At 68.0% G+C, this 22,906-nt stretch carries 22 protein-coding genes and 1 tRNA gene; 13 read left to right on the forward strand and 10 right to left on the reverse strand.

The genetic code is table 11. The features are described from left to right. The first annotated feature begins 85 nt into the window (after nucleotides 1–85). Nucleotides 86–811, forward strand: a complete 726-nt coding sequence (locus N2M23_RS04380; protein WP_265443570.1) for a YwaF family protein — start codon at nucleotides 86–88, stop codon at nucleotides 809–811. Here N2M23_RS04380 and N2M23_RS04385 read toward each other — a convergent pair. After that, nucleotides 792–1,712 (reverse strand): NADP-dependent oxidoreductase, encoded by a 921-nt coding sequence (locus N2M23_RS04385; protein WP_265443571.1) that lies wholly within the window; start codon nucleotides 1,710–1,712, stop codon nucleotides 792–794. The two genes, N2M23_RS04380 and N2M23_RS04385, sit on opposite strands and share 20 nt — an antisense overlap. 58 nt (nucleotides 1,713–1,770) lie before the next feature. Next, on the reverse strand, nucleotides 1,771–2,622 hold the full coding sequence (sigJ, locus tag N2M23_RS04390; protein WP_265443573.1) for an RNA polymerase sigma factor SigJ: 852 nt from the start codon (nucleotides 2,620–2,622) through the stop codon (nucleotides 1,771–1,773). Between the two features lie 36 nt (nucleotides 2,623–2,658). Here sigJ and N2M23_RS04395 point away from each other — a divergent pair, with 36 nt between their 5' ends. After that, the gene (locus tag N2M23_RS04395; RefSeq protein WP_265443575.1) at nucleotides 2,659–3,348 is read left to right on the forward strand and encodes a class I SAM-dependent methyltransferase; all 690 of its coding nucleotides are present in this window, start codon (nucleotides 2,659–2,661) and stop codon (nucleotides 3,346–3,348) included. Nucleotides 3,349–3,353: 5 nt separating this feature from the next. Here the strand turns inward: N2M23_RS04395 and N2M23_RS04400 are convergent, their stop codons facing one another. Next, entirely contained in the window at nucleotides 3,354–4,025 is a 672-nt protein-coding gene (locus tag N2M23_RS04400; protein ID WP_265443576.1) for a TetR/AcrR family transcriptional regulator, read from the reverse strand. A 110-nt stretch (nucleotides 4,026–4,135) separates the two neighbouring features. On the opposite strand from N2M23_RS04400, the gene N2M23_RS04405 reads away from it, so the two are divergent. Genes N2M23_RS04405 through dmpG form a run of 7 tightly spaced genes read left to right on the forward strand, consistent with a single transcriptional unit; the run spans nucleotide 4,136 to nucleotide 11,482 of the window. Beyond that, complete coding sequence (locus N2M23_RS04405; RefSeq protein ID WP_265443577.1) at nucleotides 4,136–4,990, forward strand: alpha/beta fold hydrolase; 855 nt, start codon at nucleotides 4,136–4,138, stop codon at nucleotides 4,988–4,990. Continuing rightward, entirely contained in the window at nucleotides 4,987–6,003 is a 1,017-nt protein-coding gene (locus N2M23_RS20905) for a VOC family protein (protein WP_265443578.1), read from the forward strand. The genes N2M23_RS04405 and N2M23_RS20905 overlap by 4 nt, the downstream gene beginning before the upstream one ends. Beyond that, nucleotides 6,000–7,679, forward strand: coding sequence for a bifunctional 3-(3-hydroxy-phenyl)propionate/3-hydroxycinnamic acid hydroxylase MhpA (gene mhpA, locus N2M23_RS04415; RefSeq protein ID WP_265443580.1), 1,680 nt, complete (start codon nucleotides 6,000–6,002; stop codon nucleotides 7,677–7,679). Before N2M23_RS20905 ends, mhpA begins: the two co-directional genes overlap by 4 nt. After that, entirely contained in the window at nucleotides 7,676–8,674 is a 999-nt protein-coding gene (locus tag N2M23_RS04420; RefSeq protein WP_265443581.1) for an amidohydrolase family protein, read from the forward strand. Before mhpA ends, N2M23_RS04420 begins: the two co-directional genes overlap by 4 nt. Then, nucleotides 8,671–9,474 (forward strand): 2-keto-4-pentenoate hydratase, encoded by an 804-nt coding sequence (locus N2M23_RS04425; protein WP_265443583.1) that lies wholly within the window; start codon nucleotides 8,671–8,673, stop codon nucleotides 9,472–9,474. The genes N2M23_RS04420 and N2M23_RS04425 overlap by 4 nt, the downstream gene beginning before the upstream one ends. After that, a complete protein-coding gene (locus tag N2M23_RS04430; protein WP_265443585.1) occupies nucleotides 9,471–10,421 on the forward strand; it encodes an acetaldehyde dehydrogenase (acetylating) in 951 nt (316 codons plus the stop codon). The genes N2M23_RS04425 and N2M23_RS04430 overlap by 4 nt, the downstream gene beginning before the upstream one ends. Beyond that, nucleotides 10,418–11,482, forward strand: coding sequence for a 4-hydroxy-2-oxovalerate aldolase (gene dmpG / locus N2M23_RS04435; RefSeq protein ID WP_265443587.1), 1,065 nt, complete (start codon nucleotides 10,418–10,420; stop codon nucleotides 11,480–11,482). The genes N2M23_RS04430 and dmpG overlap by 4 nt, the downstream gene beginning before the upstream one ends. Here the strand turns inward: dmpG and N2M23_RS04440 are convergent. Beyond that, nucleotides 11,436–12,683: an MFS transporter gene (locus N2M23_RS04440; protein WP_265443589.1), complete on the reverse strand. Its 1,248-nt coding sequence runs from the start codon at nucleotides 12,681–12,683 to the stop codon at nucleotides 11,436–11,438. The two genes, dmpG and N2M23_RS04440, sit on opposite strands and share 47 nt — an antisense overlap. A 12-nt stretch (nucleotides 12,684–12,695) precedes the next feature. Then, nucleotides 12,696–12,771: transfer RNA gene (locus N2M23_RS04445), tRNA-Thr, on the reverse strand. A 124-nt stretch (nucleotides 12,772–12,895) separates the two neighbouring features. Between N2M23_RS04445 and mgrA the strand changes: the two genes are divergently transcribed. Beyond that, complete coding sequence (gene mgrA / locus N2M23_RS04450) at nucleotides 12,896–13,939, forward strand: L-glyceraldehyde 3-phosphate reductase (protein WP_265443591.1); 1,044 nt, start codon at nucleotides 12,896–12,898, stop codon at nucleotides 13,937–13,939. Between the two features lie 267 nt (nucleotides 13,940–14,206). Here the strand turns inward: mgrA and N2M23_RS04455 are convergent, their stop codons facing one another. Together N2M23_RS04455 and N2M23_RS04460 are read right to left on the reverse strand one after the other, a co-directional pair. Beyond that, on the reverse strand, nucleotides 14,207–14,971 hold the full coding sequence (locus N2M23_RS04455) for a 3-hydroxyacyl-CoA dehydrogenase (protein WP_265443592.1): 765 nt from the start codon (nucleotides 14,969–14,971) through the stop codon (nucleotides 14,207–14,209). Beyond that, nucleotides 14,968–16,143, reverse strand: a complete 1,176-nt coding sequence (locus N2M23_RS04460) for an acyl-CoA dehydrogenase family protein (protein WP_265443594.1) — start codon at nucleotides 16,141–16,143, stop codon at nucleotides 14,968–14,970. Before N2M23_RS04460 ends, N2M23_RS04455 begins: the two co-directional genes overlap by 4 nt. A gap of 120 nt (nucleotides 16,144–16,263) precedes the next feature. Between N2M23_RS04460 and N2M23_RS04465 the strand changes: the two genes are divergently transcribed. The 3 genes from N2M23_RS04465 to N2M23_RS04475 are packed head-to-tail and all read left to right on the forward strand — an operon-like array spanning nucleotide 16,264 to nucleotide 20,220. Further along, nucleotides 16,264–18,384: a DUF6421 family protein gene (locus tag N2M23_RS04465; RefSeq protein WP_265443595.1), complete on the forward strand. Its 2,121-nt coding sequence runs from the start codon at nucleotides 16,264–16,266 to the stop codon at nucleotides 18,382–18,384. A gap of 58 nt (nucleotides 18,385–18,442) precedes the next feature. Beyond that, on the forward strand, nucleotides 18,443–19,153 hold the full coding sequence (locus N2M23_RS04470; protein ID WP_265443597.1) for an SDR family NAD(P)-dependent oxidoreductase: 711 nt from the start codon (nucleotides 18,443–18,445) through the stop codon (nucleotides 19,151–19,153). Then, the gene (locus N2M23_RS04475; protein WP_265443598.1) at nucleotides 19,150–20,220 is read left to right on the forward strand and encodes a threonine aldolase family protein; all 1,071 of its coding nucleotides are present in this window, start codon (nucleotides 19,150–19,152) and stop codon (nucleotides 20,218–20,220) included. Before N2M23_RS04470 ends, N2M23_RS04475 begins: the two co-directional genes overlap by 4 nt. A 143-nt stretch (nucleotides 20,221–20,363) precedes the next feature. Here N2M23_RS04475 and N2M23_RS04480 read toward each other — a convergent pair whose 3' ends face one another. From N2M23_RS04480 to N2M23_RS04490, 3 genes are read right to left on the reverse strand one after another with little or no spacing between them, the layout of a single operon-like run. Beyond that, nucleotides 20,364–21,404 carry an SIS domain-containing protein gene (locus tag N2M23_RS04480; RefSeq protein ID WP_265443599.1) on the reverse strand — a complete coding sequence of 347 codons (1,041 nt, stop codon included), beginning with the start codon at nucleotides 21,402–21,404 and terminating at the stop codon, nucleotides 20,364–20,366. Beyond that, nucleotides 21,397–22,212, reverse strand: a complete 816-nt coding sequence (locus tag N2M23_RS04485; protein WP_265443600.1) for an SGNH/GDSL hydrolase family protein — start codon at nucleotides 22,210–22,212, stop codon at nucleotides 21,397–21,399. Before N2M23_RS04485 ends, N2M23_RS04480 begins: the two co-directional genes overlap by 8 nt. Continuing rightward, complete coding sequence (locus N2M23_RS04490) at nucleotides 22,209–22,886, reverse strand: uracil-DNA glycosylase (protein ID WP_265443601.1); 678 nt, start codon at nucleotides 22,884–22,886, stop codon at nucleotides 22,209–22,211. Before N2M23_RS04490 ends, N2M23_RS04485 begins: the two co-directional genes overlap by 4 nt. Between the last annotated feature and the right edge of the window lie 20 nt (nucleotides 22,887–22,906).

Here is a 22,906-nt window from a genome sequence, read left to right on the forward strand (position 1 = left end):
GTGCACGGACGCAGGCGACCGGATGCTACGTGCGCGGGCCGGCGTCATACCTGATGAGTCCGGGTTGCTGGGAAACTCATCGTCGATGACCGAAGCTGTCGGTATGACGCAGCGCGAGTTCGCAACCTTCGGCACGTCTCATCTTGTCGTGCTCGCGATCTTTGTGGTGGGCGCAGTCGGGTTGGTGTGGCTCGGCAGGAATCAGTCGCAGCAGCAGGCCCGCGGGTTCTCGCGGGCCGCTGCGATTGTCTTCGCGGTGACCTTCGTGGCCGGCACGGTCGACAAGCTGATGCAGCGGGCGACGCTGTCGGAGCTTCCGCTGCAGCTGAGTGATGTCTCGGAAATCGTTGCGGCGTATGCGCTTTGGTCGGGTCGGCACTGGGCGTTCGGGCTGACCTACTTCTGGGCGCTCGTGCTCGGATCGCAGGCGCTGATCACCCCCGACCTCGATAGCGGTGACTTCCCGGACAGCACCTTTTTCAGCTTCTTCCTGCTGCACCTCTTCCTGGTGTGGACCGCGATCTACCTGGCGTGGGGTCGGCGGATGCGCCCGACGTGGCGGGACTATCGGTGCGCGCTGCTCGCGACCGTCGCCTGGGCGGCTCTCGCGATGATCTTCAACGCGCTGGCGGGCACCAACTTCGGCTTCCTCAACCGCAAGCCCGACTCGGGGTCGGTGCTGGACTACATGGGTCCGTGGCCGACCTATCTCGCGGTCGAGGCGTTGGTGTTGTTGGTGCTTTGGGCGCTGATGACCTGGCCGTGGCAGCGTTCCCGTGCTCTGACGCAGGTCAATCCCGAGCGACCTTGATGATCGTCTTGCCCGAGGACCGTGCGCCCGGCGCGAACGCCGCCGGCGTGTCGGCGAGTGGTCGCACCGAGCCGATCTTCGGCGTGAGGCGTCCGTCGCGCAACCGGGCAGCGAGTTCGCTCAGTTGCGCGCGGTTGGGCTCGACGACGAAGAACACCGCACGTCCGTCGACCGGCTGGGCCGGTGGCGGCCCGGCGATGGTGACGAGCGTGCCGCCGGGCCGGACCCGGTCGAGCGAGCGGTCGAACACCTCGCCGCCGATGACGTCGAAGACCACGTCGGCCTGGCCGGCCTGCTCGAGCTCGTCGGTGGCCAGGTCGACGAAGACGTCGACGCCGAGCTCGGACGCCCGGGCGGCGTCGGCGGCACGTCCGGTGCCGATGACCCGCGCGCCGATCTCCTTCGCCAGCTGGACGACCATCGAGCCGACGCCTCCGGCCGCCCCGTGCACGAGCACGGTCTGCCCGGCTTGCAGGTGGCCGTGGTCGAAGAGGCCCTGCCAGGCAGTGAGCCCGGACACCGGCATCGCGGCGGCGGCAACGCCGTCGACCTCCCAGGGCAACGGTGCGAGATTGCGCGCCTCGACCGCCGCATACTCGGCGAGCGAGCCGTTGCGGGTCCAGTCGGTGAGCCCGAATACGCGCTGACCGACGGTCAAACCGGTTGTGCCGTAACCGAGTTCGACGACCACGCCGGACAGCTCGTGTCCGGGCACGCTGGGGGTGCGGTCGCGGCCGGCTCGGTCGGTCCAGGTGCCCGGCCACGCGAGCTCGCCCGGGGTGAAGCCTGCGGCATACACCTGGACGATGACGTCGTTCTCGGCGGCGTGGGGGTGCGGCAGGTCGGTCAGTGACAGTCCTGCGGCTCCGGCTGCCTGGTCGGTCACGGTGATGGCTTGCATGGGGTCTCCCGTCGTCGGTGGCGTTAGGGAGACGAGACAGCCTGCGCCGGTGTGACATTCACAGGTGGGTGAGTTTCTCCGGGTTGATGACGCGGCGGTAGGCGGTGATCAGTCCGTCGTCGAGTTGCACCGTGTCGACCGAGTAGATCGCGCCGTCCCGGTGGAAGATCAGCGCGAGTTCGCCGCCGACCTCGACCAGGTCGATGCGGTCTGGCCGCCACTGCCGGCCGACGCGCACCATGACCTCGCCGACGCGCTCCCCGCCATGGATGCTCTTTTGCGCCGCGAACACCCGGCCGCCGCCGTCGGTGACGTAGGCGACCTCTGGATGCAGGAGCCGCACCAGCCCGGCCAGGTCGCCGTCCTCGTACGCCGCCCGGAACGTCCGTAGCAAGCGCTCGCGTTGCGCGGGAGAGACCTCCGCGGCGGGCCGTTCGGCATCGATGCGGCGTCGGGCTCGGGACGCGTACTGTCGTGCGGTCGCGGTGGACACCTCCAAAATGGCTGCGATCGCTGAAAACTCGAGGTCGAAAACATCGTGCAATACGAAGGCGACGCGTTCTGGCGGAGTGAGCTGCTCCATCACCAGCAGCATCGCTGCCGTCACCGACTCGTCGACCAGCACCGGTCCTGATGCGTCGGGACCGGTCAGCAAAGGCTCGGGCAGCCAGGGGCCGACATACGACTCTCGGCGCACTCTGGCGCTCTTCAGGATGTCGTAGGAACGACGAGCCGCCACCGTCACCAGCCACGCGCGCAGGTCGGCGACGTCGGACAGGTCGGCGCCGTTGGCGCGCAGCCAGACGTCCTGCGTTATGTCCTCGGCGTCGGCCACGCTGCCGAGCAGGCGGTAGGCGACGCCGAATACCGCGGGCCGGTGGGTCGCCCACTCATCATCCAATGCTGGCACGACTCCAGCTTGGCGCACGTGGTTAGGCTCGTTTGCATGAGCGTCCGGCATTCGCACGTCGTTGGCCGCGGCCCAGGCCGTATGACGCCCGACGGCTGCCCGATCGACCTGTGGACGGCGTTGCCTGCCGGCGAGATCCCGGCCCTTCTGGAGTCGGCGATCCGGCCGGCGGGGTCGGTCCTGGATCTCGGGGCAGGCGCCGGCCGCCTCGCGCATCCGCTTGTCGCTGCTGGGCATTCGGTCACCGCGGTGGACGAGTCGCTCGACATGCTGGACCTGATCGAGGGTGCTGCGACGGTGCATTCGACGATCGAGGACCTGCGACTCGGGCGCCGGTTCGACGCGGTGCTGCTCGCTTCCCATCTGGTGAACGTGCCGGATGACGACAAGCGAGCCGCGCTGCTCGCGACCTGCCGGGAGCACGTCCTCGCAACCGGCGTGGTCCTCGTGCAGCGTTACACCCGCGAATGGGTCGAAACTGCAAGCGGGACAATCGATTTGGGTTGCGGCGTCGTCAGTGAAGTGGCGGTGAGGCCGGCAGCCGGCGCCGACCTGGTGGCCGTGCGTGCGGCATACACCCTGGCCGGGCAGCGGTGGGAACACACCTACACCACGCGGGTGCTGGACGACGAGCAGCTCGATGCCGATCTGGCCCGGGTCGGTCTCATGCTGGATCGGTGGTTGAGCGACGACGGCCGATGGGTGGTTGCTGTCCCCGGCCATTGAGACGGTCAGGACCACTGCTCCAGGGCGGCGAGGTCCGGCAGGGGATGCGTGACGATCTCCTCCGCCTCCTCCGCGGTCAGTCCCAGCAGGCGCAACGAGGACGCCGTCACCTGGTCGATGACCGCTTCCTCGGCCTTCGAGTCTGGGTCGGACACCAGCTGCACCAAGCCGAGCAGGACGCCCCCGACGGTCATCAGCAACACCTCAGGGTCCTGCTGAATGAAGCGGCCCTCGGAGACGCCGCGGCTGATGTCGTCGAGTGCTCGTTCGCGCAGCCCTCGCCGCACGGCGAGGACGCGCGTGCCGGTCGCGAGCAGAGGGGCCAAGAGCTCCGGTTCGCTCATCGCGAGGCGTCCAGTCAGCCGGAAGCTGCGTGCGAAGATTTCCGCCGGATCCGTCAAATCCTCTGTGGCAGAACCGATCCACGCCGAGTAGGCGTCGAGCAGGGTCATCACCGACTCGCGGAAGAGCTCATCCTTCCCGCCGGGGAAGTGGTTGAAGAAGGACCCGAAGCCGACCTGCGCCCTACCAGTGATCTCCTCGATGCTGACCTCGGAACGACCTTCGATCAATAGTTCCTGCCCGGCGCGGAGCAGCGCGGCTCGCGTGCGCGCCTTGCGGCGGCTGTGCCCGGTCACTCGGGGCGCATCGTCCGGCGCAGGGGATGCCGCAGTCATCTCGATCTCCTCGTTCGCCGGTCCCGTGCGCGACCATCTTGACGCATCCATCAATATCTGATGAACTCATCAAGTTCACAAAGATGATGATTCCATCAGATTGGTAGACCATGACAGAGCTCGCTGAACGCACCATCCGGGTCGGCGCCCGCGACATCTTCGTGGCAACGATGGGCTCGGGCCCGGCCGTCGTACTCCTGCACGGAGGTGGACCCGGGGCGAGCGGGGTCGCGAACTGGCGGACCAACATCGATGCGCTCGCGGGCCGGTTCTCTCTCGTCATACCTGACCTGCCCGGTTATGGCCGGTCGGCGAAGTACATCGATGCGGACGATCCCTTCGGAGATCTGGCGGCATCGGTGCGCGGACTGCTGGACGAGCTCGACATCGATCGTGCGCACCTCGTCGGCAACTCGTATGGCGGGGCAGCCGCGCTGCGGCTGGCACTCGATCGGCCGGACCGCGTCGAGCGGATGGTGCTCAACGGCCCCGGCGGGATCGGTACCACCCGTGCGCTTCCGACGAAGGGGCTCAACGCGCTGCTGTCCTACTACTCCGGTGACGGTCCGACCTGGGAGAAGATGAACACCTTCATCCGCACCTACTTGGTCGCCGATGACTCCGCGCTGCCGGACGACGTCATCGATGGTCGCTACCGGGACAGCCTCGACCCGGAGGTGATTGCCAACCCGCCGCTGCGTCGGCCGAGCGGCCGCAATGCCCCGCGAACCCTGCTGCGAATGGACCTGACTCGCGACAAGCGCTTGGCGACCTGCGAGGTGCCGACGCTCGTCGTGTGGGGCACCGAGGACAAGATCAACCGCCCGTCCGGAGCGGCGACCCTCGCCAGGACGATGCCGCGCTGCGACGCCTACCTGGCGTCCCAGGTGGGGCACTGGGTGCAGTGGGAGGCGCCGGAGCTGTTCAATCGGCTGGCCGTCGACTTCCTCGGCGGCGAGCGGTGACCGGGGCGACGGCCGGGCGTGATGTCTTCGGCGCAGTCCAGCTCGGGTATGTCGTCGTCGAGTCCGACAGGTTCGCCGACTGGCGCCGGTTCGCTGCCGACGCGATCGGTCTGCATGTCGACGAACTCGACAGGGACACCATGCGATTCAGACTCGACGACCACGTCTGCCGATTCCTGATCCGGCGCGGCACCGCCGAAGACGTCACCGCCGCCGGCTGGTTGATCGGCGACCACGAGACCTTCGACATCGTCCTCGCCCGGGTGCACGAGGCGGGGCTTCCGGTGGTCGAGGGAACCCCGCACGAGTGCGCCCTGCGTGGGGTCGAACGGCTGTGGCGTTTTCCCGGACCCAACGGAATGGCGACGGAGATCTTCACTCGGGCACAGCTGACCGCTGACCCGTTGCGGATGCTCCAGTCGGGCTTCGTCACCGGCGGAGCCGGTATGGGGCACCTCGCCCTCACCGCGCGCCGCCCCGAGCAAGTCCGCGCCTACTATGCATCAGTGTTCGACGCCCGGCTGTCGGACTGGATCCAGGAGAACATCGCCGGGCTCGGGCTGCGGATCCGCTTCCTGCGGGTGAACGAGCGGCATCACTCGGTCGCGGTCGCCGGGCTGAACGGGTTGCCGCTGAACCCGATCCGCACCTCGATCCAGCACCTCAACACTCAGGTGGTGTCGCTCGATGATCTGCTCGCGGCGTACGGCCGGGTGACCGAGCACGGCTTCCGGATGCAGTGGAGCGTCGGGCAGCACAGCAACGACCGCGAGTTGTCGTTCTACTGCGTCACGCCGTCGGGCTTCGAGTGGGAACTGGGCTGGGACCCGATCATCATCACCCCGGAGCTCGAGGCGGAGTGGGCGCCACGCACCTACGACTCGATCTCGATCTGGGGGCACACCCAGGTCGGCGCCGCCGTCGGTCAGCGCCTCGCGCAGCTCGGCCATGCCGTCGGTTCGTTGCGGCACGACGACCCCGCACTGGTCACACCCTGGGGGAGGGGCCGATGAGCGACGTGATCAGCGACCCCGACTACGACGTCTGCGTCGTCGGACTCGGCCCGACCGGACTGACGATGGCACACCTGCTCGGCTTGCGTGGCGTGAAAGTGCTTGTGCTCGAACGCGAACCGGAGTTCTACGGCATGGCGCGCGCGGTCTACACCGACGACGAATGCCTGCGCATCATGCAGAATGCCGGCCTTGCCGACGAGCTGCACGCCGACATGACCGTCGACCTGCCCGTGCAGTGGGTGCGCGCCGACGGCTCGGTCATCGCCCGGTTCAACGACCCGAGCCGGCGCAACGGCTGGCCCACCTCCAACTTCCTCTACCAACCGGCCTTCGAGGGCACGCTGGAGCGGACCCTCGCGGATCGGCCGGGAGTGACCGTGCGGCGTGGGCGGGCCGTGCTGGAGGTCGACGAGGACTCCCATGGTGTCCGGGTGACACATCAAGCGTGTGCGGGAGCGTCATACGGTCGAGGAGAGATCGAACTCGTCGACGGCACAGTCGAATCCAGCACCGCACGGTATGTCGTGGCATGCGACGGAGGCCGCAGCACGGTGCGGACGCAGCTGGGCATCTCGATGGAGGGCAAGAGCTTTCCGCAGCGCTGGCTGGTCATCGATCTGCGTGCGAGGGACGGAGTCGACGCGTTCCGGCATCTGCCCTACTTCGACTTCGTGTGTGACCCGGCGCTGCCGACCGTCAGTTGTCCGCAGCCCGACGGGCGACACCGCTTCGAGTTCATGCTGCACGACAGTGACGAGACCGCTGACTTCGAAACTGTCGAGAAGGCAAAGCAATTGCTGTCGCGCCATGTTGATCCGGATGAGGTGATCATCGACCGTCGGCTCGTCTACACCTTCAACGCGCTCATCGCGACTCAGTGGCGGTCCGGTCGGATGCTGCTCGCCGGTGACGCCGCGCACATGACGCCGCAGTTCATCGGGCAGGGGATGAACTCCGGTCTGCGCGACGCCGACAACCTCTCCTGGAAGCTCGCCGACGTCATACTGCGCGGGGCGGACCCAGCGTTGCTGGACAGTTACGAGGCCGAGCGGCGCCCTCACGCGCGGGGGATGATCGCGCTTTCGGTGTTCAACAAGGATGTCGTCAGCACCGACAATCCGTGGGCGATCCGGGCACGCGACTGGGGGATCGCCGGTGGCAGCCGAATGCCGGTGCTACGCAAGGTAATCGGCGAGGCCAAGATCAAGCCGAAGCCGCGTTTCAAGCGGGGTGCCTACTTCAGTGCGGCGCGGGGTGTGCGCGGTGTCGAGGGAGCCTTGATGCCTCAGCCGCCGGTCCGCACCTACTCCGGCCGCCCAGTTCGCTTCGACGACGCCGTCGGTGCCGGATGGACACTGGTCGGCATCGGCGTCGACCCGCGCGATGTGGTCGACGTCGCGGAGTGGGCACACCTGTCACCGACCCCGGTCGCCTTGTTCGAGATGGGCACCCGTCCCCAGGGCAGCGCGGGTGACGACCGTCCCACCGGGGAGCTTGTCGACCTGGAGACGGTGGACGACAGTCTGCATCGGTGGCTGCGGCGCGCCGGTGCGAGGCAAGGGTCGGTGGTCGTGTTGCGCCCGGACAAGTATGTCTTCTGCGTCATACGACAAGGTCAGCCGTCACCCGCGCCCCAGCTGCTGCGGCTGTATGACGGGGAGGTCGCACGATGAGCCAGGGCAACCGGATTGACGTCCACCACCACGTCATCCCACCCGACTACGCGAAACTGCTCCACGACAAGGGGATTCAGCCAGGTGGCATCCCCTTGCCGGAATGGTCTGCACAGCAGTCATTGCGGCTCATGGACGCGAACGGCATCGCCACCGCGATTCTCTCGGTGTCCACTCCCGGTGTGTGGTTCGGCGACGCAGGCGAGGCTCGCCGGTGGGCACGCCGGGTCAACGAGTACGCCGCGGGTGTCGTGGCAGAGCGACCTGACCGCTTCGGAATGTTCGCGACGCTCACCCTGCCCGACGTCGACGGCGCGATCGCCGAGGCCAACTTCGCACTGGACGAGCTGCACGCGGACGGCATCGTGCTGCTGGCGAACAACGGCGGCAGCTACCTGGGCGATCCGGCGTTCGAGCGGCTTCTCGGCCTGCTCGACGAACGCGGCGCGGTCGTCTTCGTGCATCCCGGCGAGCTGCCCGGTGATCCGGTCGAGGGCATCCCGTCGTTCACCGCCGACTTCCTGCTGGACACCACCCGCACCGCGATCAGCCTGATCCTTTCCGGGGCGATGGAGCGCTATCGGCGCGTCCGCTGGATCCTCGCGCACGCCGGCGGTTTCGTCCCTTACGTCGCGCATCGCATCCTGCTCACCACGCTGCGCACCGAGCCGAAGTGGAAGCTCGCCGCGCTTGCCCTGGACCGGAATCGTGCCGTCGCCCACCGGATGGAGATGTTCCAGCGCTTCTGGTTCGACGTCGCGCTGTCCTCGACACCGGCGACCTATCCGAGCCTGCTCGCGGTCGCCGACCGGGCGAAGGTGCTCTACGGCTCCGATTTCCCGTTCGCGCCGAAGCTCGCTGTCAAATACATGAGGCAGGAGCACGAACGGGCTGACCTGACACCGCAAACACGTTCTGCCATAGACCGATCCAACGCTGAGCGGCTGTTCCCGCGCCTCGCCCAGCCGATACCCACGAACGGTGACGATCGATGAACCACTCACCCGACACGGCCGAAGCAGTGCGCGCTGCCGCCCGACGACTCGCCGGCGCAGCCGAGACCGCGAGGCCATGCGCGCCGGTGCGCGATCTGATCGGAGCCGACGACATCACCGCGGCCTATGCCGTCCAGCACCAGTTGACCATCGACCGTCAGGCCGCTGGAGCGACCGTGACCGGCCGCAAGATCGGACTGACCTCGCCCTCGGTGCAGAAGCAACTGGGTGTCGATCGCCCCGACTTCGGGGTGTTGTTCGACGAGATGGAGTGCGTCGACGGTGTCGTGCCCACCGGCCGGCTCATCGCGCCGAAGGTCGAGGCCGAGATCGCCTTCGTGCTCGGGGACGATCTCGCGGACGGTGAGCTGACACTCCACCAGGTGCGTTCCGCGGTGGAGTATGCCGTGGCGGCCCTGGAGATCGTCGACTCCCGAATCCTCAACTGGGACATCACATTCGGTGACACCGTGGCCGACAACGCCTCGTCCGCGAAGTACGTGCTGGGCAGGGATCGTCGCACTCTTGCGGAGGTCGAGCCGAAAGACGTCACGATGACATTGGCCGTCGGCGACGAGGTCGTGTCACAAGGCGCGGGTGTGGAGTGTCTCGGCGACCCACTGGTCGCGCTGCAGTGGCTGGCGCGCACCGCAGCCGCGCTTGGTGACCCGCTGCTCGCCGGTCAGGTCATCCTCTCCGGCGCGCTCGGACCGATGGTCGCCGTGCCGCCGGGTGGGTCGGTGACCGCGCGCAGCTCCGGGTTCGACGAGGTGACAGCAGTGTTCGAGGAGGTCTCATGAACCGGGTCAAGGTGGCCGTCATCGGGCCGGGAAACATCGGAATCGATTTGATGTTCAAGATAACTCGGCTCTCGTCCGTACTCGAACTCGTGGCGATGGTCGGCATCGACGATGCGTCCGACGGGCTCGCGCGAGCACGTCGTCTCGGCATCCCGACGACGGCGCGCGGTGTCGAGGGTCTGATCGAGCTGGACGGCTTCGACGACATCGATATCGTCTTCGACGCGACCTCCGCCGCCGCCCACCGGTCCAACGCCGCGCGGCTGGCGGCATACGGGAAGCGACTGGTCGACCTCACCCCGGCGGCGATCGGGCCGTTCGTGGTGCCCGCGGTCAACCTCGAGCAGCGCCGGCACGCCGACAACGTCAATCTGGTGACCTGCGGCGGCCAGGCGACCATCCCCATCATTGCCGCGATCAGCAGGACGGTGCCGACGCCGTATGCCGAGATCGTCGCCTCGATTGCTTCCCGGTCCGCGGGCCCCGGCACTCGCGCGAACATCGACGAGTTCACCGAGACCACCGCCCGCGCGATCGAGGAGGTCGGTGGGGCGGCGCGCGGGAAGGCGATCATCGTGCTCAATCCGGCGGAGCCGCCTCTGATCATGCGCGACACCGTGCTCGCGCTTGTCGAGGCGGCAGACGAGGCGGCGCTGGACCGCATGCGCCGCTCGGTGGAGGCGATGGTGGCTGATGTCGCGGCATACGTGCCCGGCTATCGGCTCAAGCAGCAGGTGCAGATCGTGCCCGTTCCGGACGACCAGCCGATCACTACCTTGACCGGCGGAATCGCTGCGACGCACCAGGTTTCGGTGTTCCTCGAGGTCGAGGGTGCCGCGTACTACCTGCCCGCGTATGCCGGAAATCTCGACATCATGACCTCCGCCGCATTGCGAGTCGGCGAGGGCATGGCGGTCGCGGCACAGCGCGCTGAGGTGGCTCGATGAGCGACGCACCCGCACCGCGGATCTTCCTCCAGGACGTCACGCTGCGCGACGGCATGCACGCCGTGCGACACCGGATGGAGCCGCACGACGTCGCCCGGATCGTCGCAGCGCTCGATGCCGCCGGGGTCGACGGCATCGAGGTGGCGCACGGTGATGGCCTGGCCGGTGGGTCGCTCACCTACGGCCCGGGCTCGCACGCCGACCTACGGTGGATCGAAACAGCGGCGGGTCAACTCTCGCGGGCCCGGCTGACCACCTTGCTGCTCCCCGGCATCGGCACCGTCGCCGACCTTCGGCAGGCGTATGACGCAGGTGTCCGCTCGGTGCGAGTCGCGACGCATTGCACGGAAGCCGACGTGGCCGCCCAACACATCGCTGCGGCAAGGGAACTCGGCATGGACGTGTCGGGCTTCCTGATGATGAGCCATCTCAGCGACGCTGCAAACTTGGCGCGTCAGGCCGCGCTCATGGAGTCCTACGGCGCGCACTGCGTCTATGTGACCGACTCCGGCGGGAGGCTCACGATGCGCGATGTGCGCGAGCGGGTGCGTGCATTGCGCGATGCTCTCGAGCCCACGACCGAGCTCGGCATACACGCGCACGAGAATCTGTCGCTGTCGGTGGCCAACTCGGTGGTCGCCGTGGAGGAGGGCGTGACGCGGGTCGACGCATCCCTTGCCGGGCACGGAGCTGGCGCGGGCAACTGTCCGATCGAGGCGTTCGTCGCGGTTGCCGATCTGCACGGCTGGCAGCACCGCGCCGACCTGCACGCGTTGCAGGATGCCGCCGACGACCTGGTGCGACCGCTGCAGCAGCGTCCGGTCCGGGTGGACCGGGAGACGCTCACGCTCGGCCATGCCGGGGTCTACTCGAGCTTCCTGCGGCACGCCGAATCCGCCTCGCAGCGTTATGGAGTCGACGTCCGGTCGATCCTCGTCGAGGTTGGGCGTCGCGGGCTGGTCGGCGGTCAGGAGGATCTCATCACCGACGTCGCGTTGGACCTGCGCGACGGTGCTATCGAGCAGGTTGCAACCGCCGCAACAACGGAGCAAGTCCGATGAGCGCGACCAGGTTGGCGGCGAGGATCACCACGATGAGCGCGACGCGGCCACGGTCGTAGAGGAAGCCGAGCACGCCGCCCGCGACCAGCAGCGAGGCCCCGCGGAAGAGCGCGAGCCAGCCGAAAGCAACCGCCCGCCGGGTGGTGGGGACGAGCTCGGTGACCACCGCCTTCACCGTCGAGTCGAGCACGCCGTTGACCACGCCCCAGATCGCGACGCCGACCCAGACGAGCACGGCGTTGTCGGTGAAAGCGATCGCGGACAGGCCGGCCGCGATCGGCACCGCGAGCAACACAATCGGGCCGCGCGCGTCATACAGCCGGCCCACGATCGGGCCGGTGGCACCGTCGACGACCATCGCGGCCGCGAAGAGCAGCGGCACCTGTGCGTCGGTCAGCAGGCCCTGCGTCTGCGCGTGGAAAGCCAGCAGCGGGAAGGACGCGACGCCGCAGGAGAGCAACCCGACCAGTGCGGTGTAGGACCAGAAGCGGCGTGGCAGCCGGCTGCCGTCACGGGGTGTGTCGGGCTTCGCCGGCTCCGCACCGCGGGCCTCGTCCTCGTAGACGGTCGGGTCGGGCACGCGCCGCCGCAGCCAGAAGAGCACCGCCAGCACCGCGAGGCCGGGGACGATCAGCACGCCGAAGGCCAGCCGGTAGTCGCCCTCACGCCAGGCGAGCACAGCGGCCAGTAACAGCGGCCCGGCGACGGCACCGGTCTGGTCGAGCGCCTGGTGGACCCCGAACGCGCTGCCCCGTCCGGTGCCGGCGGACGCGTAGGACAGCAGGGTGTCCTTGGCGGGGGACCGCACCGCTTTGCCGAGGCGCTCGGTGCCGTAGAGCAGCAGGGCCGGTATGACGGCGCCGGTCACCCCGATCAGCGGCACGCTCAGCACGGTGAGCGCGTAACCGAGGATCGTCCAGGTCCAGTAGCGCTGAGTGCGGCCCACGGCATACCCGGAGATGACCCGGAGGCCGTATCCGATGAATTCGCCTGCGCCGGCTACGAGTCCGACGACCGCCGCCGACGCACCAAGGGTCGCGAGGTAGGGGCCGATGATGCTGCGCGCGCCCTCGTAGACCATGTCCGCGAGGAGGCTCACCACGCCGAACGCGATCACGAAGGTCCACGGCCGCAGCCGGCTCGGGCCGTGGTCGTGGGTGTCGGGGCGCGTTGTGGTGTCGATGGGGTCAGTGTTGCGCATGCGCGCAAACTGTGGAGCCGGTGACAGGAGTCGAACCCGCGACATCTTCATTACAAGTGAAGCGCTCTACCAACTGAGCTACACCGGCATGCTGCGGAGGGCCTGACGGTCGGTCCGGAGCGGGCACGATGTTACCGGGCGGCGTCGTCCCGGGACGAATCGTTGCGGCGGACCTGACCCCACCGCTGCCGGCCGTGCGATTGAATATTGCGGTGACTTTTCGAGCGGACGACTACCAAGCAGATCAGCGCCGGTATGACGACATGGTCTACCGCCGTTGCGGCACAAGTGGATTGGACCTGCCGGCGATCTCGCTCGGCCTGTGGCACAACTTCGGGGACGACGTGCCGCTGGACCGGCAGCGGGCGGTGCTGCGCCGGGCGTTCGACCTCGGCGTCACGCACTTCGACCTGGCCAACAACTACGGCCCGCCGTACGGCTCGGCCGAGCGCAACTTCGGCACGATCTTCGCTCAGGACTTCAAGCGCTACCGGGACGAGCTGATCATCTCTAGCAAGGCCGGTTACGACATGTGGCCGGGGCCGTACGGCCAGGGCGGCGGGTCGCGCAAGTATCTGCTGGCATCGCTCGACCAGTCGCTGCAGCGGATGGGCATCGACTACGTCGACATCTTCTACAGCCACCGCTTCGATGAGTCCACTCCGCTGCAAGAGACGCTCGGCGCGCTCGACACCGCCGTGCGACAGGGCAAGGCGCTGTATGTCGGGATCAGCTCCTACAGCGGTGAGCGCACCAGGGAAGCGGTGCGGATCCTGCGCGAGATGGGCACGCCGCTGCTGATCAGCCAGCCGTCATACTCGATGCTGAATCGTTGGGTCGAGGAGGACCTGCTTGACGTGTTGGGTGCGAACGGCGTTGGCTGCATTGCGTTTTCACCGCTCGCGCAAGGGATGCTGACCAGTAAGTACCTCAAGGGGGTGCCGGACGGCTCCCGTGCCGCGCAGGGCAAGTCGCTCGATCCGAAGATGCTCACTGATGAGGCGCTGAAGCACATCCGGGCGCTGGACCGCATCGCCAAGAAGCGTGGTCAGACGCTCGCACAGATGGCGATCGCGTGGGTGCTGCGCGACAAGCGGGTCACCTCGGCGCTGATCGGTGCCTCCAGCGTGCAGCAACTCGAGGACAGCCTCGGTGCGCTCGACAACCTCGATTTCAGTGAGGACGAGCTGAAGAAGATCGACCGGCACGCGGTCGACGAGGGGATCAACCTCTGGCAGAAGTCGTCCCAGGCCTGACTGACCCTCCGCCGAGAGGCTCACTTATCGCCCACAGGCTCACCAATATGCGGCTACGGGAGCCCGAATATGTGAGCCTCTCGACGGTAGGTGAGCCCCTCGGCGAGAGGGCGCGCAGCGGGGGAGGCGTGTTATCCCGCTGGTCGAGTAGCCGGAGGAGCGTAGCGGGGGAGGCGTATCGAGACCTGCGGCGTGGTCTCGATACGCGGCTCGTGCCTCGCCGCTACTCGACCAGCGGGTTCGGCTACTCGACCAGCCCGGGCCGGGTCAGCGGGGCGGCATCCGGAGCGCGCCGTCGAGACGGATGACCTCGCCGTTGAGCATCGGGTTGTCGACGATGTGGGCGACCAGCGAGCCGTATTCCGCCGGCTGACCGAGCCGGGACGGGTGCGGCACCTGAGCCTCGAGCACCGACTTCACGTCGTTCGGCAGACCGGCCAGCATCGGCGTCTCGAAGGTGCCGGGCGCAATCGTGACGACGCGAATCCCCTTGTCCGCCAGGTCGCGTGCCGCGCTCAGCGTGAGGCCGACGATGCCGCCCTTGGAGGAGGCGTATGCCGCCTGGCCGATCTGCCCGTCATACGCGGCGATGGAGGCGGTCATCACGATCACCCCGCGGTCGCCGTCAATCGGCTCGTTGTCGACCATCGCCGCCGCAGCGAGTCGCAACACGTTGAAGGTGCCGATTAGGTTGACCTCGATGACCTTGCGGAAGTCCTCCAGCGGCAAGACACCGCGCTTGCTGATCACCCGTCCCGGCGTACCGATCCCCGCGCAGTTGACCACGATGCGCAGCGTGCCGAGCTCAGCAGCGGAGTCGACGGCCGCCTGCACCTGCTGCTCGTCGGTGACGTCAGCGGCGACGAATCGCGCACGCTCACTGAGGGATTCGGCGACCTGCGGGCCGGCCGACGAGGGCAGGTCGAGCAGCACCACGGCCGCCCCCGCCTCGTGCAGTCGCCGGGCGGTCGCCTCGCCGAGGCCCGATCCGCCGCCGGTCACGAGTGCGACGGTCTGGTTGTCGATCTTCATGCGTTGCTGCCCTTTCCGTTGCCGACCTGGCGCAGCAGGTGCCGCGAAATCACAAGTCGCTGAATCTGATTGGTGCCTTCGAAGATCTGCGTCACCTTCGCCTCGCGCATGAAGCGCTCGGCAGGGAAATCCTTGGTGTAACCGGCGCCGCCGAGCACCTGCACCGCGTCGGTCGTCACCTTCATCGCGGCGTCGGTCGCGATCAGCTTGGCGATCGCCGCCTCCTTGCTGAACGGCCTGCCGGCGTCCTTCAGCCGGGCTGCGTGCAGGTAGGTGGCCCGTGCAGCGGCGGTCTGCGCGTCCATGTCGGCGAGCAGGAAGGCCAGGCCCTGGTTATCGGCGATGGCCCGCCCGAACTGCACCCTCTCCTTGGCGTATGACGCAGCCAGCTCGACGGCGGACTGAGCCAATCCCGTTGCGGCAGCGGCAATCCCGAGGCGACCGGCATCCAGTGCGGCGAGCGCGATCGACATACCCTGCCCACGCTCGCCGATCATCCGGTCGGCGGACACCGGCACCTTCTCGTAGTGCACCTCGGCCACCGGGTCGCCGTCGAGGCCCATCTTGCGCTCGGGCGAGCCGAAGCTCAGCCCGGGAGCATCCGCAGGCACCACGAAGCACGAGATGCCCTTGCCGCCGGTGTCGTCGGTGCGCAGGAACGACGTGTAGTAGTCGGCCTTGCCCGCGTGGGAGATCCAACTCTTGGTGCCGCTGATCGTCGCGCTGCCGTCGTCGGCAACCGTCGCCCGGGTGCGCATGCTTGCAATGTCGGAGCCCGCCTCCCGCTCGGAAAGGCAATAGGCACCGAGGAATTCGCCACCGAGCATGTCCGGCAGCAGCACCTTGCGTTGGCTGTCGGAGCCGAACTTGTCGACCGGGAACACCGTCAGCGAGTGGACCGAGACGCCGACGGCAACGCTCATCCACGCGGCGGCGAGCTCCTCGACCACTTGCAGATAGACCTCGTAGGGCTGGCCGCCCCCGCCATACTCCTCCGGGTAGGGCAGCGACAGCAGCCCGGCGCGGCCGAGGGTGCCGAAGACTTCGCGCGGGGGAGTGGCCGAGGCCTCGGCCTGCTCGACCCTGGGCGCGAGTTCGCGACGCGCGATCTCCCGGGTGAGTTCGATCAGGTCGGCAGCATCGGTGGTGGGAAGGACGCGTTCGACCGGCATACGAGGGAGCGTAATGCGGGTCACACGCCCGAGCGCACCCGGGTTGGCGACCGCAATATTTACTGCCTACGATGAGTTAGACGGCAAAATTTCCGACGAAGAGCGAAAGAGGTGGCCGATATGAGCGTCTTCCCGAAGGTCGTGGTCGAACAGGCACACAGCAGCGCATGGGCGCTGCGTCGGGAGACCGCAGCGCGGATGAACCCCGCCAACCCGGCCGACTCCTCGCTCGAACTCGCTGCGGACGCCCTGCGCGCCCGCGGCTTCGAGGTGACCGGCCACGACTCCGGCCGCATCGACGACGCCGCGCTCGCCGGCGCCGACGTGCTGGTCATCGACCACCTCGCCGGTGAGCAGGCCGAGCGGGTCACCGGTGACCTGCCGCCGGTCTTCGACGAGGCCGAGATCGACACGGTCGTGCAGTACGTCGAACAGGGCGGCGGCCTCGTCGTCCTCGCGGAGTGCGACCAGGACACCTACGGCAACAACGTGAGCGCATTGCTCGCCCGCTTCGGCGTCCGCGTCGTGAGCACGACGGTCCACGAGTCCCGCGAGGGCGGCCGTCGCTTCCACGACAACGCCACGTGGGTGCTCGCGCAGGTCGAGGGCGGCCTCGGCCAGGGCCTGCTCGCCGGTGTCGACGAGCTGTGCTTCTACCGCGCCGGCGTGCTCGACGCCTCTGCTGCACTTGACGCCCAGGTGCTCGCGCGGACCAGCGACACGGCATACCCCGCCCGGCAGCCGCTCGCCGTCGCCCTGCCGTATGGCGCAGGCCGCGTCGTCGTGCTGGCCGACTCCGACCTGGTCGGCGACGACTCGATCGACGAGCTCGACCACCGTCGCTTCTGGACCAACCTGGTCACCTGGGCCGCCGCCGGTCGCCGGCCGCAGACTGGCGTCACCCCGCTGGGCTCCGGCGTCGAGCGCACCGACGAGTGGGCCTCGCTGAAGTCCGCTGTCGAGGAGCTGCGCCTGATGCAGGTCAAGGACGGCTCGATCCCCGACGAGCAGTCGCACGCCCGCGCGGCTGAGCTGGTGCAGATCATCGTCGGCGAAATCGCAGCGTTGGCACCGCGATTCCCGCACGACGCCGCTTACCTCTACGCCCTGCCGGCCGACTTCGCAAAGTGGGCCGACGGTGGTTTCGGCGTGCCCGACTTCCTCGACTCGCTCATGCTCTTCCGCCCCGATCAGTCGCGCGCCGACGGCACCGAGCACCTGGTCGTCTTCCCGATGTACACCCAGAACGGAAACCCCGACCGGGTCTTCGAGGCGCTGCTGATCAGCGTCACCTGGCCCGACTGGCTGGCGCAGGTCGAGCAGACGTACGACAACCCGATGTTCCTGCCCGTCAACTTCATCGACTTCACCCCGGGTTACGACAGCAACTCCGCCGTGCTCTTCCCCGAAACCGTTGCCATGCGCGAGGTTCCGAAGTTCCACTGGGGCGCCATCTTCTGCGACCGGGAGGGCGCCCGCTTCCGCCGCGTGGTCAGTGCCGCGTCCGAGCTACTGTCACTGCAGCTGCCGCCGGACGGGGAGCGACTGATCGCCTCGCAGCAGCTCGCGCAGTCGACCTTCGCGATGTGGGACCTGATCCACGACCGCACGCACAGCCACGGCGACCTGCCGTTCGACCCCTTCATGATCAAGCAGCGGATGCCGTTCTGGATGTATGCGCTGGAAGAGCTGCGCTGCGACCTCAACACCTTCCGTCAGGCGGTCGCGCTCGAGGCCGAGGGCCAGCCCTACGCGCGCTCGGTGCAGCTGGCAATCCTTTTCGACCGGCTCTTCCGCTTCCCGATCACCGGTGACCGGGTGCGCAACTACGACGGGCTCGGCGGCCAGCTGATGTTCGCCTACCTGCACAAGAACAATGCGCTGCACTGGACCGACAACAAGCTGTCGTTCGACTGGCGGCGGGTGCCCGAGGTCGTCGTCGCACTCTGCGAGGACGTCGAACGCCTCTACCGCAGCGGCATCGACCGCTCGCGGGTCGGACACTGGCTCGCCGCCTACGAGTTCGTCAGCTCGTATGTCGCGCCGCATCCCGCCTCGACCTGGGCCAAGGGCGCCTCGGCGCTCCCGCTCGACGGACCGGTCAAGGAACTGACCAACCTGGTGCAGCCGGACGAATTCCCCCTGAACGTGTTCTACGAAGCACTCCGTAAGAAGATGAAGGACGTGATCGACTCCACCGCCGGCATTACCGCCGCCACTCCCGAGCCCGCAGCCGCATGAGCACCCCACGAAGTTCCTCCCCCGCTTCGCTCCTCCGGATACTTCGCGGGGACCCCGCATGAGCACCCGCATGAGCACCCTGCAGGGTTCCGTCGTCGTCGTGACCGGCGCCGCCGGCGACCTCGGCCGCCCCACGGTCGAGGCGCTGGCCGCCGCCGGTGCCACCGTGATCGCGGCCGGACGCGACCAGAAGCGCCTCGATGAGGTCGTTGCCATCGCACCCGATCGCGTGATCGCCTCGGTCGTCGACCTGCTCGACGAGCCGGCCACCATCGAATGGGGTGCGGAGCTGGTGCGCCAGCACGGTCGCGTCGACGGCCTGCTGCACCTGGTCGGCGGCTGGCGCGGCGGCAAGGGCATCGTCGAAGGTGACCTCGCCGACTGGGAGTTCTTGCAGGCCAACCTGATTCGCACTCTGCAACACGCCACACGCGCGCTGCACGAGTCGATCGGTAGGTCCCCGCACGGCCGGATGGCGATCGTCTCCACCACCGGGCTGGACAAGCCGAGTGCGACCAACGCGGCCTACCTGACCGCCAAGGCCGGCGCCGAGATGTGGCTGCGGAGCGTCGCCGCGTCATACAAGGACACCGACGCGGCCGCTGCGATCGTGCGCATCCTGGCGCTCGTCACCCCGGCAATGCAGGCTGAAAAGCCCGACGGCTACAAGAAATTCACCCCGGTCGCCGAGCTCGCGACCTGGATGGTCCAGCTGTTCGATCGGCCGGCCGACGAGGTCAACGGGTCGATCGAGACGATGAAGCCGTGACGACGCCAGACACCGCACCCCAGCCGTTGCACGACCCTGCGCTGCGCGGGTTCGCCAGTGACAACTACTCCGGCATCCACCCCGAGGTGCTCGCCGCGATTGCCTCCGCCAACGACGGCCACCAGACCGCCTACGGCGACGATGTCTACACCGAGCGGCTCCAGGATGTCTTCCGGGACCACTTCGGCGCGCAGGCCGAGGCGTTCCCAGTGTTCAACGGCACCGGCGCCAATGTTGTTGCGCTGCAGTCGGTTACCCACCGGTGGGAGTCGGTGATCTGCACGTCGACGGCGCACATCACGGTCGACGAGGGTGGCGCGCCGGAGCAGGTTGCCGGGCTCAAGCTGCACCTGATCGACACCCCGGACGGCAAGCTCACCCCGGACCTGCTGCGCACCGTGCCCGACCGGATGGGGGACGAGCACTTCGCGCAGCCGGGCGTGGTGTCGATCACCGAGACCACCGAGCTCGGCACGGCATACACGATCGACGAGATCCGGGCGATCGCCGACTATGCGCACCAGCAAGGATGGGCCCTCCACGTCGACGGCTCGCGGCTGTCAAATGCCGTTGCCACTCTTGGAGTTTCGTTCCAGGAGCTGATCACCGACACCGGCGTCGACATCCTGTCCTTCGGCGGCACGAAGAACGGTTTGATGGTCGGCGAGGCCATCGTCGTGCTCAACCCCGACCGGGTGCGGGGCGTGAAATTCCTGCGCAAGCAGTCGATGCAGCTCGCCTCCAAGATGCGCTTCGTCTCGGCCCAGCTGATCGCCCTGTTGTCGGGAGATCTCTACCTGCGCAACGCAACTCACGCCAACGCCATGGCGCAGCGGCTCGCCGATGCGGTGCGCGAGCTGCCCGGGCTGACGGTGCCGCGGCCGGTGCAGGCCAACGCGGTCTTCGCGATCCTGCCGCACGAGGTCTCGCTGCGGTTGATGGAGAAGTTCAAGTTCTACTTCTGGGACGAGTCGACCGGCGAGGTGCGGTGGATGTGCACCTTCGACACCACCGAGGCCGACATCGACACTTTCGTCGCCGCGATCACGGCCGAGCTCGCGCAGTAGCGACGCCTCCGGGGACACCGGCATTTCTCGACCCTCGGCATAGCAACACGCCGAAGATTCGGCGCGTCACGGCGTGGATGTATGCCGAGGGTCGACTTTTGCCGGGCGTACCGCGGGGTAGCTGCGCGCTCGGGCAGCCGGCCTCAGCGCGTCTCGGTCACCTTGCGCAGCCCGCGCGGGTGGTCCGGGTCGTAACCGCGCGACAGCGCCATCAACCGGGCGAGCTGCTGCAGCGGGATGATCTGCGCGATCGGCGCGAGCTGCTCCGGCATGCCGGATGGCAACGTGATCGAGACCGGCGAATCCGGTTGCACCGCAGCCGGACCCACGACACAGACGTCTGCGCCGCGCTCACGCAACGACCCGAGCACCGGCTCGAGTGCGGCACCCCCGCGACCCTCCGGAACGATCGCGATGACCGGCCGATCCTCGTCGATCATCGCGAGCGGCCCGTGCATGAGGTCGGCACCCGAAAAGGCATGCGCCGACAGATAACAGGTTTCCATCAACTTCAATGCCGACTCACGGGCTGTCGGGTAGGCGAAACCGCGCGATGTCGTGACCAGCTTGTCGACGAAGCGGTAGCGCGAGGCGACGTCGGGCACTGTCGGCAGATCAAGTGAGTCCGCCGCCCACTGCGGCACCCGGCCGGCTGCGGAGGTGTCCCCTCCCGCCCAGGTCTCGATCAGCAGCCACAGCCAGAGCAGGCTCGCGGTGTAGGTCTTCGTCGCCGCCACCGAGCGCTCCTCCCCGGCGTCCAGGTGCAGCGCTATCTCGGCCGCGTCCTGCACTGCCGAGGTCTCGCTATTGGTGAGGCTGATTGTCAGCGCACCGGATTCGCGTGCCGCCTTCGTCGACTGCGCGAGATCGGGGGAGCCGCCGGACTGGCTGACCGCGATCCACACGACGCCCTGCAGGTGGGGAGATTCGTCATACACGGTGTAAGCGGAGGTGGAGACGAGCCCGGCGGGCAGGCCGAGCCTTGTCTCGATGAGGTACTTCGCGTAGAGCGCCGCGTGATCAGACGTGCCGCGTGCCACCAGCAGCACGGTGTGCGGGTTGTAGTCGCGCAGCCGCTGCACCACCGGCGCGAGCGCAGCCTGCTGCGAGCCGAGGATGCGCTCAAGCATCTCCGGCTGTTCGGCGATCTCGGCGGCCATCAGAGCACCGCGGTTGTCAGTCATGGAGCGCCTCTCCTGACGAAAATGGTTGAAGCTCAGGACGTTTGGGTGATCGGCCGTCACCCGAGCTGCGGCCTTGGATCCGGCGCTGCAGCCACGGAGCGAGATACTCGCGCGCCCAGGTGGCGTGCCCGCGCGCCGCCTCGAGCCGCCCGAGCGGGGGAGCGGGCGGCAGGGGCACCGCCCAGTCGCGGTCGCCCTCGCGCAGACCGAGCGTCCACGCGGCCTGCGCCGCCACCCGCTGATGGCCCTGTGTCGACAGGTGCAACCGATCGACGCCCCACATCCGCGGATCGCGCAGCGCCCGCAGGGTCCACAGATCGACGACATACGCACCCTGTCGCTGGCCGATGGCCCACACATTCGCACTGTGTATGGCGGCACGCGGTCGCGCCTTACGCACCAGCGGCGCGGCAGATGGGTCGAAACTGCTGCACAGCAACACATCCGCACCGCTGGCCCGCGCCGTGACCACGGCGCCTTCGAGCTCGTCGGCGAGGGCGTCGAGGTCGGCCTTCGGGCGCAGGCAGTCGTTGCCACCGGCCACGATGCTGATCAGGTCCGGTTGCAGCTCCAGCGCGTTCTGCAGCTGCCGTCCCGTGACGTCGGCGAGTAACTTGCCGCGGATCGCCAGGTTGGCATAGCCGAAAGGCTTTCCGGCAGAGGCATTTCGGTCCGCCAGGCAAGCGGCGAGCCGATCGGCCCAGCCGACATACTCGTCATCAATGGCCGGCGACGGATCGACCATGCCCTCGGTGAAGGAGTCGCCGATCGCGACGAATCTCTCCCAATGATGCGGTGCCGGGTTCACGGCAGACTCCAATCGATCGGCTCGGCGCTCTGCTCGGCGAGCAACTGGTTGACGCGGCTGAACGGCCGGGATCCGAAGAAGCCGGCATGTGCCGACAGCGGTGAGGGGTGGGCGCTTTCGACATACGGCACCTGCCCGAGATGCGGTGCCAGGTTGCGTGCGTCGCGTCCCCAGAGGATGGCGACGAGCGGGCCGCCACGCTCGACCAAGCCGTTGATCGCGGCGGCGGTGACATGCTCCCAGCCCTTGCCGCGGTGACTCGCCGGTTGGCCGGCGCGCACCGTCAGCACTCGGTTGAGCAGCAACACGCCGCGATCTGCCCATGGTGAGAGGTCGCCGGTGGCCGGACGGGCACACCCGAGATCATTGGTCATTTCCTGGTAGATGTTCTGCAGACTGCGCGGGACCGGGTTGACCTCCGGCGCCACCGAGAACGACAGTCCGACCGCATGACCCGGCGTGGGATAGGGGTCCTGGCCGACGATCAGCACTCGCACGTCGTCCAGCGGTTGCTCAAAGGCCCGCAGCACCTTGTCGCCAGCAGGCAGGTAGCCGTTGCCCGACGCGACCTCCTCGCGGAGAAACTCGCCGCACGCGGTGACCTTGTCGGCAACCGGCTCGAGCACCGGCAGCCAGGACGGGTGGACGAGTTCTTGCAGGGGTCGCACCGTCATACGTCCAGCTAACCAGGCGG

It is taken from the genome of Flexivirga meconopsidis (assembly GCF_026162425.1).
Classification (GTDB): Bacteria; Actinomycetota; Actinomycetes; order Actinomycetales; family Dermatophilaceae; genus Flexivirga; species Flexivirga meconopsidis.

Excerpts from the sequence above, each read along its gene's own strand:
- N2M23_RS04380 (WP_265443570.1), top strand. The coding sequence starts at position 86 with ATGACCGAAGCTGTCGGTATGACGCAGCGCGAGTTCGCAACCTTCGGC.
- N2M23_RS04385 (WP_265443571.1), bottom strand. The coding sequence starts at position 1,712 with ATGCAAGCCATCACCGTGACCGACCAGGCAGCCGGAGCCGCAGGACTG.
- N2M23_RS04395 (WP_265443575.1), top strand. The coding sequence starts at position 2,659 with ATGAGCGTCCGGCATTCGCACGTCGTTGGCCGCGGCCCAGGCCGTATG.
- N2M23_RS04400 (WP_265443576.1), bottom strand. The coding sequence starts at position 4,025 with ATGACTGCGGCATCCCCTGCGCCGGACGATGCGCCCCGAGTGACCGGG.
- N2M23_RS04405 (WP_265443577.1), top strand. The coding sequence starts at position 4,136 with ATGACAGAGCTCGCTGAACGCACCATCCGGGTCGGCGCCCGCGACATC.
- mhpA (WP_265443580.1), top strand. The coding sequence starts at position 6,000 with ATGAGCGACGTGATCAGCGACCCCGACTACGACGTCTGCGTCGTCGGA.
- N2M23_RS04420 (WP_265443581.1), top strand. The coding sequence starts at position 7,676 with ATGAGCCAGGGCAACCGGATTGACGTCCACCACCACGTCATCCCACCC.
- N2M23_RS04425 (WP_265443583.1), top strand. The coding sequence starts at position 8,671 with ATGAACCACTCACCCGACACGGCCGAAGCAGTGCGCGCTGCCGCCCGA.
- N2M23_RS04430 (WP_265443585.1), top strand. The coding sequence starts at position 9,471 with ATGAACCGGGTCAAGGTGGCCGTCATCGGGCCGGGAAACATCGGAATC.
- dmpG (WP_265443587.1), top strand. The coding sequence starts at position 10,418 with ATGAGCGACGCACCCGCACCGCGGATCTTCCTCCAGGACGTCACGCTG.
- N2M23_RS04440 (WP_265443589.1), bottom strand. The coding sequence starts at position 12,683 with ATGCGCAACACTGACCCCATCGACACCACAACGCGCCCCGACACCCAC.
- N2M23_RS04455 (WP_265443592.1), bottom strand. The coding sequence starts at position 14,971 with ATGAAGATCGACAACCAGACCGTCGCACTCGTGACCGGCGGCGGATCG.
- N2M23_RS04460 (WP_265443594.1), bottom strand. The coding sequence starts at position 16,143 with ATGCCGGTCGAACGCGTCCTTCCCACCACCGATGCTGCCGACCTGATC.
- N2M23_RS04465 (WP_265443595.1), top strand. The coding sequence starts at position 16,264 with ATGAGCGTCTTCCCGAAGGTCGTGGTCGAACAGGCACACAGCAGCGCA.
- N2M23_RS04470 (WP_265443597.1), top strand. The coding sequence starts at position 18,443 with ATGAGCACCCGCATGAGCACCCTGCAGGGTTCCGTCGTCGTCGTGACC.
- N2M23_RS04480 (WP_265443599.1), bottom strand. The coding sequence starts at position 21,404 with ATGACTGACAACCGCGGTGCTCTGATGGCCGCCGAGATCGCCGAACAG.
- N2M23_RS04490 (WP_265443601.1), bottom strand. The coding sequence starts at position 22,886 with ATGACGGTGCGACCCCTGCAAGAACTCGTCCACCCGTCCTGGCTGCCG.